12 protein-coding genes are annotated in these 16,331 nt (G+C 36.6%); 1 reads left to right on the top strand and 11 read right to left on the bottom strand.

Features of this window, described 5'->3' with window-relative positions:
• Positions 1–133: 133 nt before the first annotated feature.
• The 11 genes from metF to ACNH59_RS03320 form a co-directional block, all read right to left on the bottom strand.
• The gene (gene metF, locus ACNH59_RS03270) at positions 134–1,087 is read right to left on the bottom strand and encodes a methylenetetrahydrofolate reductase [NAD(P)H] (RefSeq protein ID WP_320891065.1); all 954 of its coding nucleotides are present in this window, start codon (positions 1,085–1,087) and stop codon (positions 134–136) included.
• Between the two features lie 139 nt (positions 1,088–1,226).
• Positions 1,227–4,313 (bottom strand): vitamin B12 dependent-methionine synthase activation domain-containing protein, encoded by a 3,087-nt coding sequence (locus ACNH59_RS03275; protein ID WP_418264004.1) that lies wholly within the window; start codon positions 4,311–4,313, stop codon positions 1,227–1,229.
• A gap of 256 nt (positions 4,314–4,569) precedes the next feature.
• Entirely contained in the window at positions 4,570–5,703 is a 1,134-nt protein-coding gene (locus tag ACNH59_RS03280; RefSeq protein ID WP_418264005.1) for a PDDEXK nuclease domain-containing protein, read from the bottom strand.
• Positions 5,704–6,025: 322 nt separating this feature from the next.
• Positions 6,026–6,781, bottom strand: coding sequence for a hypothetical protein (locus ACNH59_RS03285; RefSeq protein ID WP_418264006.1), 756 nt, complete (start codon positions 6,779–6,781; stop codon positions 6,026–6,028).
• 36 nt (positions 6,782–6,817) lie between these two features.
• The gene (locus tag ACNH59_RS03290; RefSeq protein WP_418264007.1) at positions 6,818–7,819 is read right to left on the bottom strand and encodes a homocysteine S-methyltransferase family protein; all 1,002 of its coding nucleotides are present in this window, start codon (positions 7,817–7,819) and stop codon (positions 6,818–6,820) included.
• Positions 7,820–8,174: 355 nt separating this feature from the next.
• Positions 8,175–9,227: an NAD(P)/FAD-dependent oxidoreductase gene (locus ACNH59_RS03295; RefSeq protein ID WP_418264008.1), complete on the bottom strand. Its 1,053-nt coding sequence runs from the start codon at positions 9,225–9,227 to the stop codon at positions 8,175–8,177.
• A 57-nt stretch (positions 9,228–9,284) separates the two neighbouring features.
• A complete protein-coding gene (locus ACNH59_RS03300; RefSeq protein WP_418264009.1) occupies positions 9,285–9,914 on the bottom strand; it encodes a precorrin-2 dehydrogenase/sirohydrochlorin ferrochelatase family protein in 630 nt (209 codons plus the stop codon).
• Between the two features lie 10 nt (positions 9,915–9,924).
• Positions 9,925–12,015 carry a HEPN domain-containing protein gene (locus ACNH59_RS03305; protein ID WP_418264010.1) on the bottom strand — a complete coding sequence of 697 codons (2,091 nt, stop codon included), beginning with the start codon at positions 12,013–12,015 and terminating at the stop codon, positions 9,925–9,927.
• 75 nt (positions 12,016–12,090) lie between these two features.
• A complete protein-coding gene (locus ACNH59_RS03310) occupies positions 12,091–13,335 on the bottom strand; it encodes a sulfate adenylyltransferase subunit 1 (RefSeq protein ID WP_418264011.1) in 1,245 nt (414 codons plus the stop codon).
• Between the two features lie 105 nt (positions 13,336–13,440).
• On the bottom strand, positions 13,441–14,340 hold the full coding sequence (gene cysD / locus ACNH59_RS03315; RefSeq protein WP_418264012.1) for a sulfate adenylyltransferase subunit CysD: 900 nt from the start codon (positions 14,338–14,340) through the stop codon (positions 13,441–13,443).
• Between the two features lie 137 nt (positions 14,341–14,477).
• Positions 14,478–15,179, bottom strand: coding sequence for a phosphoadenylyl-sulfate reductase (locus ACNH59_RS03320; protein ID WP_418264872.1), 702 nt, complete (start codon positions 15,177–15,179; stop codon positions 14,478–14,480).
• 292 nt (positions 15,180–15,471) lie between these two features.
• Here ACNH59_RS03320 and ACNH59_RS03325 point away from each other — a divergent pair, with 292 nt between their 5' ends.
• Complete coding sequence (locus ACNH59_RS03325) at positions 15,472–16,254, top strand: sulfite exporter TauE/SafE family protein (RefSeq protein ID WP_418264013.1); 783 nt, start codon at positions 15,472–15,474, stop codon at positions 16,252–16,254.
• Positions 16,255–16,331 lie beyond the last annotated feature (77 nt).

The following is a 16,331-nucleotide window of genomic DNA, read 5'->3' on the forward strand; positions in this document are numbered from 1 at the left end:
AAATATTCTTATAAATTCAAATCCCTAGCCCAGATAGTAGTGGAAATCCTTTTTATATCGCCATCGGCGAATATAAAAAGATTGTAACGAATAGCTGGACACGAGCGAAGCGAACTGACGAAGTAAATAGCTCCTAAAAAACCTCTTTAGCAATATTATAAATATTATCAGATTTTCCCATTGAGTAATAATGCACGCAAGGCACACCAAACTCAATCAATTCCTTAGATTGTTGAATGGCAAACTCTACCCCTATTTGGCGAACAGCTGTATTATCTTTGGCTTGTTCGATTGAAGTTATCAAACTCTCAGGCATGTCTAACCAAAATACTTGTGGTAATAATTGCAAATGGCGTTTCACCGCAACGGGTTTAATTCCTGGAATAATCGGCACTGTGATTCCGATGGCGCGAGCTGCTTCGACAAATTTAAAATAACGTTGGTTATCAAAAAACATTTGCGTCACCACATAATCGGCACCCGCATCTACTTTTTCCTTTAAGCGTTTCAAATCGGCTTCCAAGCTAGGTGCTTCGATATGTTTTTCTGGATAACCTGCTACACCCACACAAAAATCAGGGGCACTCGCCATAGGCAAAGTATCATGCAAAAACTTCCCGTTATTCATCGCTTTGATTTGTTTCACCAATTCAGAGGCATAGGCATGACCCCCTTTTGCAGGTTCAAAATATTTTTCGCCTTTCATTGGGTCTCCACGAAGGGCAACCAAATTGTCAATTCCTAAGTAGTGACAATCCACTAATAAATATTCTGTTTCTTCTTTAGTAAATCCACCACACAACACGTGCGGAATAGCATCTACACCATACTTATGCTGAATAGAAGCGCAAATTCCCACCGTACCCGGACGCATACGCGTAATGCGACGATCAAAAAGTCCATCCTTTTCGATATAAACAAACTCTTCTCTCGAAGTTGTGACATCAATAAAAGGAGGTTTAAAATCCATCAAAGGATCGATATTGGCATACAAATCATTGATATTGCTGCCTTTTTGTGGTGGTACTATTTCAAAAGAGAACAACGGCTTCCCTTTGGCGTTTTCTATGTGTTGTGTTACTTTCATAAGTCAAGCCCCCTAGCCCCCAAAGGGGGAATTCCTGAAGGGGTTGTCAGGATTATTTTTATATAATTTCAACTATTCTGTTTTTGCCCACCCCAATTTTATACAAAGATTGGAGTTCCCCCTTCGGGGGCTAGGGGGGCTAATCCGCTATATTAGGACTCAACCATTTTGTGGCTTTGTCAGTCGAGATGCTTCTACGTTTGGCGTAATCAATTACTTGGTCTTCTTTTATCTTTCCAAGTCCAAAATACCTACTTTCTGGATTTGCAAAATAATATCCTGAAACCGCTGCCGCTGGCCACATCGCCATACTCTCGGTCAAAGTTACACCAATTTCTTCTTCTACTTTTAATAATTTCCAAATCGTTGGTTTCTCCAAGTGATCCGGACAAGCTGGGTATCCTGGTGCAGGACGAATTCCAGCATAAGTCTCTTCAATCATCGCCTCAGTTGTCAAAGCTTCATCAGGAGCGTAACCCCAAATTTCTTTACGAATTTGTTCGTGTAAATATTCCGCAAAAGCTTCGGCTAAACGGTCTCCTAAGGCTTTCACCATAATCGAGTTGTAATCGTCTAAGTTATCTCTATATTCATCCGCCCATTCATCAACCCCAAAACCTGTTGTTACACAGAAAGCTCCCATATAATCGGTTACACCATTGTCTTTTGGTGCGATAAAATCGGCCAACGCTATATTTGGTGCTCCTTTTGTTTTTTGTGCTTGCTGACGTAGGGTCAAGAATTTCTCTAATTCTTTTCCGTTTTCGTCATATAATTGAATATCGTCATCATTCACCTGATTCGCAGGGAAGATTCCGTAGATTCCTTTGGCTACGAATTTCTTTTCTTTTAAGATAACTTCCAACATCGCTTTAGCATCTGCAAAAACAGATGTCGCTTGTTCACCCACAACTTCATCCGTCAAAATCGCTGGGTATTTCCCAAACAATTCCCAAGTTCTAAAAAACGGAGTCCAGTCTATATACGGCACTAATACATCTAATTCCACTTCAAAACTTTTTGTCCCAATGAAATTTGGTTTTTTAGGTGTATAGTTAGCCCAATCCAACTGTAATTTGTTCTTACGAGCATCTTCAATTGTCAAGAAATTTTTATCTCTCGAACGGTTCAAGAACGACTCTCTAAAAGCATCATAATCGGCACGAATTCCTGCGGTATAGGTTTCTTTATTGTCATCCAATAAATTCCCCGCTACTGTCACCGCTCTCGAGGCATCGTTTACGTGTACTACTGTCGCTTTGTATTGCGGTGCAATTTTCACGGCGGTATGCGCGCGCGAAGTCGTTGCTCCACCTATCATTACCGGAATATTCATTCCTCTTTTGTCTAATTCTTTAGCCAAAAACACCATTTCGTCCAGCGATGGCGTAATCAAACCACTTAAACCAATAATATCTACATCATGTTCAATAGCTGCTGCAATAATTTTCTCAGGTGCTACCATCACACCCAAATCAACAATCTCATAATTATTACAAGCCAATACCACCGAAACAATATTTTTCCCAATATCGTGTACATCCCCTTTTACGGTTGCCATTAATATTTTTCCAGCCCCCCTAGCCCCCGGAGGGGGAGCCGTTAGAGCGGAATTTATTTTGCTTAAAACTTTATCCATATCAAACAAAACCTCATCATTTGAAAAACGAATAACTTGATACCCTTCGGCATTCAGCCAAGCAGTTCTTTCAGCATCACTTACTTGATTTTCTGGCAACTGATGAATTAAACCATCAACTTCAACAATTACATTTTCTTTTAAACATATAAAATCGGCAATATAATCTCCAATAATATGTTGTCTTCTAAATTTATAATTCTCTAGTTGTTTACCGCTTAATTCCTGCCACAACCTCCTTTCAGCATCTGTTGGTTGATTACGCATTTTTTTAGCATGCTCTTTTAACAAACCGTAATTTGCTCTATTTGCAGTTTCCCAATGTTTTGAGTCCTTAACTCCCCCTTTGGGGGCTGGGGGGCGTTTACCTGCTTCAATAAATGGCAACAAATACGCCACGGCTTTTTTCATTACCCTTGCTGATTTTACTACCTGTGGCAAAAACATTTTTCCCGATCCAAACAAATCTCCCACGACATTCATTCCTGCCATCAAGTTGATTTCGATTACCTCGATTGGTTTGGTAGCTGCTTGTCTTGCTTCTTCAACATCTTCTTCAATAAAGGCATCTACTCCTTTTACAAGTGAATGTGTGATTCTTTCTTGAACCGTTCCCAATCGCCATTCTTGTACTTCCTTTTCAGTAGCTTTTGGACCGCCTTTTACGTTTTCAGCAAAATCTAATAAACGTTCTGTAGCATCATCACGACGATTTAGAATCACATCTTCCACATGCTCTAATAAATCCTTTGGAATGTCGTCATAAATCGTCAACATCTCTGGATTCACAATTCCCATTGTCATACCTGCCTTAATAGCATGATACAAGAAAACCGAGTGCATCGCCTCACGTACAACATCATTTCCTCTAAACGAGAACGACACATTACTCACACCACCACTAATGTGTGCGTGTGGTAAATTTTCGCGAACCCATTTGGTCCCTCTAAAGAAATCCAAAGCGTTCAAACGGTGCTCTTCCATTCCTGTTGCTACTGGAAATATATTCAAATCGAAAATAATATCCTGTGGTGGAAAATTAACTTTGTTTACCAAAATATCATACGAACGCTGACATATTTCTACCCTACGCTCGTAATTATCGGCCTGACCTACTTCGTCAAAAGCCATGATAATCGCCGCAGCTCCATAGCGTTTTATCAATTTGGCATGATGGATAAACTGCTCTTCGCCTTCTTTCAACGAAATCGAGTTTACCACACATTTTCCTTGTGCTACTTTCAATCCCGCTTCAATAATATGCCATTTCGAACTGTCAATCATAATTGGCACACGAGCAATATCCGGTTCGGCAGCGATTAAGTTCAGGAATTTTACCATCGCATATTCGCCATCAAGCATCCCTTCATCCATATTGATATCGATGATTTGTGCTCCACCTTCAACTTGCTCCTTCGCGATACTCAACGCTTCATCGTATTTTTCTTCCTTGATTAATCGAAGGAATTTTCTAGAACCCGTAACATTCGTACGCTCTCCAACGTTCACAAAAACACTGTCCGGCGTAATAATCAACGGTTCTAATCCCGATAAAACTAAATTTCTTCTTGGTTCTACTGCTGCCATTTTTTTTATTTTTTTACATCAACGGATTAATCCCGAAACTTCGGGACCGTTGCTACAATATGAGTCGTTCCTACGGAACTTTTATTTTATCCTGCAAGGTTTCCAAAACACTACAGTATACATTCTATTCTTATTTTTGGGCGTGTCCCTCCCAAAAAAGGTCGGGTCGGGCTATCCGCTACAAGTCCTCGCTCTTCCTTCGTCAGGCTGTGGGCTTTTCGCTTCTATCCCTCACGCGGTTTGGTGGTTACAACCACTAAAGTAATCCTTTCAACATTTCTGTATTCGGTAATATATTTTTATATGCCTCAGGTAAATCATTGTACGTTTTATAAGTTACAACTCCCATAGGTTTAGAGGTGTCCCTAAAAGCAAATTCTACTATTTTATTGTTTTTCTCTTTACAAAGTATAATTCCAATCGAAGGATTTTCATGTGGCTGCTTTACCATTTCATCCAAAGCCGAAAGATACAAATTCATCTTCCCTACATACTCTGCTTTAAATTTACCTTTCTTTAATTCGATAGCAACCAAACTCTGAATTTGTCGATTAAAAAACAACAAATCTATAAAATACTCTTCGTCTTCAATAATCAATCGGTGTTGATTACCTATAAAACTATATTCTGCCCCCAAAGCCATTATAAACTTTTTAATATTCTGAACAATTGCTTGTTCTAAAACACGTTCGTTTGGCTCCTCGTCAGCGTCTTCAATATTTATAAAATCCAACAACATTTCATCCTTAAAAGCCATTATTGCTTTTTCTTTAAAATGCCTTTCTGACAAAGTCGATTGAAAATTATGCGCCAATTTCCCTTGTCTTTGATACAAATTAGATTTCAAATGGTGTTTTAGAGTCGTAGTATTCCAAAATTCCATTGCTGTTTTTTGTATATAAAACATACGCTCTTCTATGTTTTCCGTATTGTTCAATATTGTAATATGATGGGTAAATCCATTCTTTAGAAAAAGACCAAAAAACTCATTTTGTAATTCGTCAGTTGGCAACTGACGAATTACAAAACTACCATCCAATTCGTCAGTTGACAACTGGCGATTTGTATTTTTCAATTCGGCAGACGGCAACTGCTGATATAATTCCTCCTCCGAAAACTGAAAAAGGGGTTCTTTTTCATCTATCAAAAAAGGTTGCATAAATTCCCAGCCTTCATAAAAAAGACGCATATTCTTGATATTGGTTGCCGAAAAACCTCTTACCCCGTGAAGCTCTTGTTGCAACAAATTCGAAATCGAATTAATAGCTCCGTTTCCCCAATTTTTATTACGACTATGAAAAGACACGTATTGACCAATCCCAAAATACAACTTGAGCAATTCCTTATTTGCAAGCGCAGCAGCTTCGTAACGACTTCGTAAAATCGCCATTTTTATTTGCTGTACTGCCTGTAAAAAATTATTTTCTCCTTGCATTTACTTTATATATCGACGGAATGAATTCCGTTTAATTTTATTCCAATTCATTTATACCAACGGAATAAATTCTGTTGCTACAAAATGGGTCGTTCCTACTGTCTGTCAAACGGGTTAAAACCCGTTGCTACAAAATGTATCGTTCCTACGGAACTATTATATTTATTTTATTCACTAGTGCGAGCGTCACGCTCGTACACATTCCTATTATTAATATTAAAAAATAACGCCAATCATTCTTTGCGGGCACGAGCGAAACGCTCGCGCTAGATGGGGGTTATACAACTTCTTTGGGTAATACACAAATCCTAAAATTCAATGTGTCTTCATTTTTATAATCAGCTTCAGGTGTTCTCGCCTGTATACCAAGCACAGTATTTCTGCCTACCAATTTTGAATCCAAAGTAAAATTAAACTTACTGGATTTTTGAACTATATTTAAACTAAGACCTAACGAAAATATCCAGTATTCTATTTCTCTATCTTTCGGATCATTTGCTTCAATATTAATTTCATATTCATCTCCTTCTCTTAAAACAGGAGTTTTACTTCTATTAAAAACTGAACGACTCCAAGAATTACCCAAATTATCAGAAACACGAATTATTTCAATAAAAAAATCCTCTTTCATATTATTCTTATTATGAAAAATTGTGATATTATTTTTCAAATCCATTACTATTCCTGACAATAAATCTTCTTGACTTTTAACCAATTGTCTACCGTGAGCAATAGTATTTCTATATTTTTCAACTTCTTGAAAAAAAACTAACCATCTTTTTTTATCATTTAAAACAGGTAAAAAACTTTCCCAATTTTTATCTATAATCGTTTGCAAATCATAAAAATCAGAATAAAAAATTATCCTATTTTCAAAAAGAATTCCATTATTTTTTTTCTGCTCAATATTTCTCTTTTCAATCCATTGATTAATTCTATTATCAGTAACCTTATACTTTGCTACATCCTTATCCTCTCCTCCAAGTATATTAATAATCAATCTTCTTAGTGTATTTTCATACTCATTTATCATATAAATAAATTTAGAAATGATTAATAAAATGACACATTACAACGTAGCCTCCGAAACCCTAGGCTTATATTGCGCCGCAGCCTCAGCAATCAAACGGATATGATCTGGAGTCGTTCCGCAACAACCACCAATGATGTTTACCAAATTATCATCTAAATATTCTTTGATAAAAGCTTGCATTTGCTCTGGTGTTTCGTCGTATTCTCCAAAGGCATTTGGCAATCCTGCATTAGGATGTGCGGAAACATTGAAAGACGTATTTTGAGACAATGTCTGTAAATACGGTTTCAACAAATCGGCTCCTAAAGCGCAATTGAAACCAACACTTAACAATGGAATATGCGATACCGAAATTAAGAAAGCCTCTACCGTTTGTCCTGAAAGGGTTCTTCCTGATGCATCGGTAATCGTTCCTGAAACCATGATGGGAATATCAATGCCGCGTTCTTCTTTTACTTCTTCAATCGCGAAAAGAGCTGCTTTAGCATTTAAGGTATCAAAAATGGTTTCTACCAACAACAAATCACTTCCTCCATCCATCAAGGCTTCCACTTGTTGTTTGTAGGCAATGCGCAAATCATCAAAAGTTACCGCTCTGTATCCTGGGTCGTTTACATCAGGTGACATACTTGCTGTTCTGTTTGTTGGTCCTATTGAACCCGCAACAAAACGTGGTTTCTCTGGATTTTTGGCGGTGAATTCATCAGCTACTTGACGGGCAATTTTTGCCGACTCGTAGTTCAACTCATACACCAAATCTTCCATGTGGTAATCCGCCATACCGATAGTGGTTCCTGAGAAGGTATTGGTTTCTACAATATCTGCTCCTGCTTCAAAATAAGCAGCGTGAACCTCAGCAATCGCTTTGGGCTGTGTTAACGACAATAAATCGTTGTTCCCTTTTAGAGAATGAGGAAAATCCTTGAAGCGTTCGCCTCTAAAATCTTCTTCTGAAAAATTGTAGCGTTGCAACATGGTTCCCATGGCGCCATCGAGAACGAGGATTCTTTTTTTGATTTCTTCTTGAATGCTTGGCATAAGTTTCTATTTACCGCTAAGACGCTAAGGCGTGAAAGCTTTTTTTATATTCTATTTTTTTAAACCGCTAAGGCACGAAGGCGCAAAGAGGTTTTCTTCTTTTTTTGTAATTTTCCTAAAAAGCACTTTCGTGGCTCTATAGCCCCGATTGTAGCGGAAATCCTTTTTATTTTGTCATACTGAGCTTGTCGAAGTACAAAATAAAAAGATTGCAGCGAAAAGCGGGAACTGACTTCCCTAAAAATGCCTAATGCTGTGCTCCTTATCTTTCGTTTTTTAGGAAATGCAAAGTAAAGCAATAGCCTTACCACTTGCAAGTAGTAAGGCTATTTATAATTGTAAACAACTGTGTGTTTTAGTTTATCGCTTTTACGACTGCTTTTGGCGCTTCTTTACGAGTACCATCGAATCCGTCAACTCCTGATACAGTTGTGTATTTCAATACATAACGTTTTCCTGGGTTGATGATTTGGTACGCTGCTTGACACATCAAAGTCGCTTCGTGGAAACCACAAAGAATCAACTTCAATTTCCCTGGATAGGTATTGATATCCCCAATAGCAAAAATTCCAGGAATGTTAGTTTGATAGTCTAAAGCATTGTTCACTTTGATCGCATTTTTCTCGATTTCTAATCCCCAGTTTCCGATAGGACCTAATTTAGGAGTCAATCCGAAAAGTGGAATGAAATAGTCACAAGGAATGTTACGGTGCGCTCCGTTTTCGTCCAAATCGATAGACTCCACGTGCTCCGCTCCTTTGATTCCAACTACCTCAGCAGGAGTAATCATGTGGATTTTTCCAGCGTCTTTTAATTCCTGTACTTTTTCAACAGAATCCAAAGCACCACGGAATTCATTACGACGGTGTACTAATGTTACCTCAGAAGCAACATCAGCCAAGAAGATACTCCAATCCAAAGCAGAATCCCCACCACCTGCAATAACCACACGTTTATCTCTAAAATCTTCTGGGTTTTTGATGAAGTATTTTACTCCTTTATTTTCGTAAAACTCGATATCTTCGATTAATGGTTTTCTTGGCTCAAAACTTCCTAAACCACCAGCAATAGCGATTACTTTGGCATGAAATTCAGTTCCTTCGTTTGAAGTCACGATAAAAGTACCATCTTCCTGTTTTACGATCGTTTCAGCACGCTCACCTAAGGTAAAACCTGGTTCGAACTGCTTGATTTGCTCCATCAAGTTATCTACCAAATCTCCTGCTAATACTTCTGGAAATCCAGGAATATCGTAGATTGGTTTTTTTGGATATAATTCAGCTAATTGCCCTCCTGGTTGCGGTAAAGCATCCAAGATATGACATTTTAATTTCAATAATCCTGCTTCAAAAACGGCAAATAAACCAGTTGGACCGGCTCCTATTATAAGGATATCTGTTTCAATCATTTTTACTTACTTTGAGCTCTGGGCATTTAGCTTTGAGTCTGTTATATATTACTTTTATTATTCTTTATTTTTTAGAGTTTGCGTGATTTCATTCATTTTTTGAACTTTCACTTCAAAATCTCCTTTGAGTGTGTTGCGATAATCATTTAGGTTTTGCACCATTTGATTGATGTTTTCTGGAATTACTTCTTCGAAAAATTCTCGCAATCGCTTAGCCGTTGTAGGTGATTTTCCGTTGGTCGAAATCGCAATCTTGACATTGCCTTTGGTTACAATTCCTCCTAAGTAATAATCACATAAATCAGGTGTATCAGCGATGTTGCAAATCAAATATCTTTTTCGAGATAATTCATACACTCTTTTATTGACCTTCAAAACATCTGTACAAGCAATGACCATGTTGCGTTTTTTCAACATTTTTTTCTTGAATCTTTTTTTTGTCAATTTTACTGTGGGATGAGCCTCAGCAAGAGTAACCAATTCAGGAATAAAACGTGGCGCTACCACTTCAACATTCGCATTAGGACTTGATTTGAGTAAAAAAGATAGCTTTTCTAAACCTACATTCCCTCCACCTACAATAAGTACACTAAGGTTGTGTAATTTTAAAAATATAGGATACAACTCGTTGCGCTCTTGCGTTTCGACTTCTACACTATTGTTGTTTATCTCTTTGTTTTCACTCATGATTTTATGATTATGCTTTAGCTAAATCTGCTGCTCTGTATGCTTCTAATTTTTCGAAAAATGAAATCGCTTCTTGAATGTATTGTTTAGCAAACGCTTCTGTTGGTTCGTTTTTGTTGATTTGGTACACTAATTCACTAAAAGTAGTTCCTAAATCAATTTTGTTTCCTTCAACAAAAACAGTATCAAATGAATCAATGATTCCTGCATGCGTATTTGTTTTTTGCTTATCTGCTAACAATAATGCTTTAGCAGCATTTACAAATCCAGCGTATGCTAAGTAAATAGCATCAGACCATTTTTGCTCTTCGAAAAGTTCTTCAGCAGAAGTAATTTTATCTTTAGCCTCATACAATAAAGTCGCCACCAAGTCAATTACCACACCAGCACATTCACCAACACCTACTGCTTTCACATAGTTATCAGCATTACCCCAGTCGATAAAATCTTCTTCGGTAAGATTGGTAACATCAGCCAATGGCTTCAAGAATTCGTAGAAATACTTTTCTCCTTGAGCATCGTAATAGTCTAAGAATTTCGCTCCGTTAGCATTTGCTTCAAAATCATTTAAGATCAAACGCAAAGCTTCAGGTCCTCTACGGCTAGGGATTTTGATAACTTTATCAGCAAAACGACCGTTTCCGTTTCCTAAAATTCCACCACCTAGCAATACTTGTAATGCAGGTGCGACTAATTTTCCAGCATTGATTGACATTCCTTGGAATCCAATTTCAGCCATATTGTGTTGTCCACAAGCATTCATACAACCACTTATTTTGATTGCAATTTCTTGGTTGTTTACAAACTGTGGGTATTCTGCTTTGATTACTCTTTCTAATTCGTCAGCGATACCAGTACTAGAGGCAATTCCTAAGTTACAAGTATCAGTACCTGGACAAGCCGTGATATCACCAATGGTATTATATCCTAGAGAAACCATATCTAATTTGGCTAACTCTTGATAGAAGAAAGGTAAATTTTCTTCTTTAATATTACGGATTACAATGTTTTGACGTAATGAAAAACGCAATTCATTGGCTCCGTAATTTTTAATCAAGTCGGCTAATAATCTTGCTTTATCCGTATAAAAATCTCCTAAAAGTACTTTTACACCAATCGCTACATATCCAGCTTGTTTTTGAGCAATCACATTAGCTGCTTTCCAAGCTTCGTAAGCTGCAGTATCATCAATAGTAACGCTTGGCACTTCTAATAAAGGCTCAGCAATTGGCCCTTCAAAAGCAGTGGTATCAATTTCATAGCTATGAAAAGGCAATGCTTTTTTCTCTTCATCAACCAAACGCAAGAATTCTTCACGTCCTAAATCTTTGATTAAGAATTTCAAACGCGCTTTTAGTCTTTTTGCTCTTTCACCATAACGATCAAAAACTCTAATTACTCCTTCAGCAGTTGGGATAATTTGGTTTACCGGTACAAATTCAGACAGCAATTCAGCATGAGCTGGTTGCGATCCTAATCCACCACCCAACATGATTTTGAAACCTTTTTGTCCATCTACAATTTTAGGAATAAATCCTAAATCGTGTAAATAACTCAAGGCAGTATCTTTTTCAGAAGACGAGAATGAAATTTTGAATTTACGCCCCATTTCTTGACAGATTGGGTTACGCAAAAGGTACTGGAACAATCCATGTGCGTAAGGTGTAACATCAAATGGCTCATCTACATCAACCCCAGCTAATTCACTACCTGTAATATTACGTACTGTATTTCCACAAGCTTCTCTCAAAGTAATATCATCTTTAGCTAAGTCTGCCCATAGTTCAGGTGTTCTGTCTAAACTCACATAGTGAATTTGGATATCCTGACGCGTTGTAATGTGCAAACGTCCTGTTGAATATTTATCAGAAACTTGCGTAATTCTTTTCAATTGTTCACTCGTTACCTTACCATAAGGTATTTTGATACGAATCATTTGAACTCCTTCTTGGCGTTGCCCATAGATACCACGAGCTAAACGTAACGAACGAAAACGTTCGTCATCAATTTTTCCACCTTGGAATAAATGTATCTTTTTTTCTAAATCGATAATCTCTTTTTGGACAATCGGATTTTCTATTTCTGTTCTAAAACTTTCCATCTTGTTTCGTTTATGGTTGGTTGTTTATGGTTTCGTTGTTGGATTTAACTAACAATTAAAACCATCAACTCTCAACTATTTAATGAATCCTACTCCTGCTGTTGTATTGGTTGAAGCGTCAATTAAAATAAAAGCTCCATTTGATTTATTATCGTTGTAAGCATCAAAATACAAAGGCTTGCTCAATTTGATTGATACTTCTCCTATTTCATTAATTGCTAACTGAGACGCTGGAGTTGTACCAGAATAATCTGTTGCAATTACATTTTTAATGCTATCTACTTTAGCCAATACTCTATTGGTATTGTGTTGGATTAAATATTTCGTTCCAGGAACTAATTTCTTACTATCCATCCAACATACTGTAGTAGTAATATCTTTTTCTATTCGAGGCAATTCATTTGATTTTACAATCATATCACCTCTGGTCACATTGATGTCATTTTCTAACTCAATTGTAATAGAAGAACCTGCATTTGCCTCATCAAATTGTTGGTCGAAAAAGTGAATCTTCGATACTACAGATTCAGTCAAAGAAGGCAAAACCGTTACAGCATCTCCCACTTTAATGTTGTTTCCGTATAATTTACCAGCATACCCTCTAAAATCATGGTATTGCTCTGTTTTAGGGCGAATCACTGTTTGAACTGGGAAACGTGTTTGCCCTTTTTCGTAAACGTCAGCTGGCTCTAAAGCTTCTAAGTGCTCTAAAATTGTTTGTCCTTGGTACCAAGGCATTCCTCCTAAAGATTCTACTACATTATCTCCAGTCAAAGCACTTAACGGAATATAACTTACGTTTTGCTCTTTGAAAGTACTTTTTTCATTCAATGCCTCAAAATCAGCTTTGATTTTATTGAAAACCTCTTCTGAATAATCAACCAAATCCATTTTGTTGATAGCTACAATCACTTCTTTTACTCTCAATAAATTATTGATAAAAAAGTGACGGTATGTTTGCTCAATTACACCTTTACGAGCATCAATCAAAATGATAGACACTTGTGAAGTTGAAGCTCCTGTTACCATGTTACGCGTATATTCTACGTGACCTGGAGTATCAGCAATAATATAACTTTTCTTAGCAGTAGAAAAATAGATGTGCGCCACATCAATAGTAATTCCTTGCTCTCTCTCAGCTACTAATCCGTCAGTAGCTAAAGAAAAATCTAAATAATCATATCCTTTTAGTTTACTACTTCTTTCAATTGCTTCTAATTTATCTGTAGTCAAGGATTGTGTATCATACAATAATCTCCCGATTAACGTACTTTTTCCGTCATCTACACTTCCTGCTGTTGCTATTTTTAAAACTTCCATTCTTGTTCTTTTGTTTCAGGTATAAAGTTCCAGCTTGACTTTGAAACTTATAATTCTGTATGTGTTTTTGAATCTTCTAACTCTTTACTTTTAAACTCTAACCAATTAAAAGTATCCTTGTTGTTTTCTTTTTTCCATGGCTGCCTCAGATCGCTTATCATCAATCCTAGCACCTCTTTCTGAAATTGTAGAAGCTCTAATCTCTCCAACTACTTCTGAAATTGTAGCTGCATAAGAATCAACTGCTGCTGTACAACTCATATCTCCAACCGTTCTAAAACGAACAATTCTTTCTTCGATTACCTCGTCTTCTTCTTGGTAAACGTGTGGAGAATGTGACCAAATCATACCGTCTCTCAAAAACACTTTACGCTTGTGTGAAAAGTAAATTGATGGAATCTCAATTTGCTCTTGTTCGATATAACTCCAAACATCTAATTCAGTCCAGTTTGAAATAGGGAACACACGTACATTTTGTCCGTTTTCAATTTTTCCATTCAACAAATCAAACAACTCTGGACGTTGGTTTTTTTCATCCCATTGACCAAAATCATCACGAACTGAAAAAATACGCTCTTTAGCTCTAGCTTTTTCTTCATCACGACGAGCACCACCAATACAAGCATCAAACTTAAATTCGTCAATTGCATCTAATAAAGTTGTTGTTTGCAAGCTGTTTCTACTAGAATACTTTCCAGTTTCTTCTACCACTTTACCTTCGTCAATCGCATCTTGTACATTACGAACAATTAACTCTAATCCCAATTCTTTCACCAATCTATCTCTAAATTCGATCGTCTCAGGAAAGTTATGCCCTGTATCAACGTGCAATAATGGAAATGGAATTTTAGCAGGAAAGAACGCTTTTTGCGCTAACCTTACTAATGTAATTGAATCTTTTCCACCTGAAAAAAGCAATACAGGCTTATCAAATTGAGAAATTACTTCTCTAAATATGTAAATCGCTTCACTTTCTAAAGCATTTGTTTTTAAAACTGAACTCATTTTTTAAGTTTAAAAAAGTTTAAAGTTTAAAGTTTAAAGTTGTTTCACTTTAACTTAAAATCTCTTAACTGTTAATTATTTCTATTCTCTCTCTCTTCTTTTTTTCATATAATCGACTAAACAAATAACCGATTAAACTATTTTCCGTGTAATCCACATTCCTTATGGCTTTGTTCCCAGTACCATCTTCCTGCTCTAATATCTTCTCCTTCTACAATGGCTCTAGTACAAGGCGCACAGCCAATACTTACAAATCCTTTTTTATGCAAACTGTTTTGTGGCACATTATTATCGTCAATGTATTTTTGAACCTCTTCTAATGACCATTTTAACAAAGGATTGAATTTGATGATTTTAAAATTATCATCATATTCAAACAAGTGCAAATCACTTCTATTCTCTGATTGCTCAGCTCGTAAACCTGTAATCCAGACTGCATTTCCAGCCAAAGCTTTCTTAAGTGGCACTACTTTACGAATGAAACAACATTCTTTTCTATTCTCAACTGATTCGTAAAAGCTGTTCGGCCCCTTTTTCTCTAATAATTCCTCTACAGCTTTCGCTTCAGGGAAATATACCTTAATAGGCGTTTTGTATTTCTTTTGAGTTCTATGAAAAACATCATAAGTCTCTTGAAACAAACGACCTGTATCTAAAGTAAAAATAGTTACTGGCGCACCACTTTTTTCAATCAGGTCAGTAATCACTTGATCTTCCTGTCCAAAAGAAGTAGAAAAAACCACTTTGTCTTTATATTCAGCCGACAAAAGTACAAAGGTTTCTTCAATAGAAAAATCTTTTGTCTTCTCTATTAATGTATTAATTATTGCTGCACTCATTTCTTTATCATTTTTATCAAATCCCATTACCCTATCGGTTTAGTAGATTACTGCGCAAAATTACTACTTATTTCCAAATTACAAAACAATATTTAATTTTTTTATCCACCCATTGACTCGAAAAATAAATGGCAGCAAAATTAACAACCACCCAAATTAGTCTACAAACCAACAGTTTACAAATCAAAAAACCCTTATCAAAACACTTTTTCAAATATTTCTATTTTAAATTCTATCAATTCTATAGGATTATAATGAAATAGTTTTATCTTTGCCAAAAAATATTTAAAAAATGGATTTTCACATAGGATTTGTTATTGCCGGATTAGTAGTTGGCTTTGTAGTAGGATTAACAGGTGTAGGTGGCGGCTCACTAATGACACCTATTTTATTATGGTTTGGAATCCCCCCCACCACAGCAGTAGGAACCGATTTATTATACGCTGCCTTTACTAAAATGGGAGGAATATTTGTTCATAACAAAAAAAGCAACATTAATTGGACCATCACTGGCTGGCTCTCTTTAGGAAGTGTTCCTGCAGCTCTAGCAACCTTATGGATCCTTCACAGCATTAAAACTGACATCAGTCATATTAATGCAGTTATCAAATACAGTTTAGGCTGGGCATTGCTTTTCACATCTATTGCTGTTATCTTCAAAAATAAAATCATGAAGTTTTCGCAAAAACATGCTGGAGATAAATTCCACAGCGAAAGCACCACTCAAAACATGTTGACTATTGCCATTGGAGTTTTGCTTGGAGCTACAGTAACCTTAACTTCCATCGGAGCTGGAGCACTTGGAACAGTAACTTTATTTTTCCTTTACCCGCTTTTGCCTACTCCAAGATTAGTAGGAACCGAAATAGCACACGCGGTACCTTTAACATTAGTTGCAGGTTTAGGACATGCTACTATGGGAAATCTAGACCTAGGATTATTAAGTCAATTAATGATGGGGTCTTTACCTGGTATTTTTGCGGGAAGTCTTTTAAGCGGAAAAGTTCCTGATTTAATATTAAGAAATGCTATCGCAGGAATGCTGTTTTTTGTTGGATACAAATTGATCTTTTAATTAAAAAACAAAAAAACTTTTTCATCATTTCAAAAGCAATATTACCCTAAGCAAGAACTGACTTTACTATAAAGCCA

The organism is Flavobacterium faecale, from assembly GCF_048320115.1.
Taxonomy (GTDB): Bacteria; Bacteroidota; Bacteroidia; order Flavobacteriales; family Flavobacteriaceae; genus Flavobacterium; species Flavobacterium faecale_A.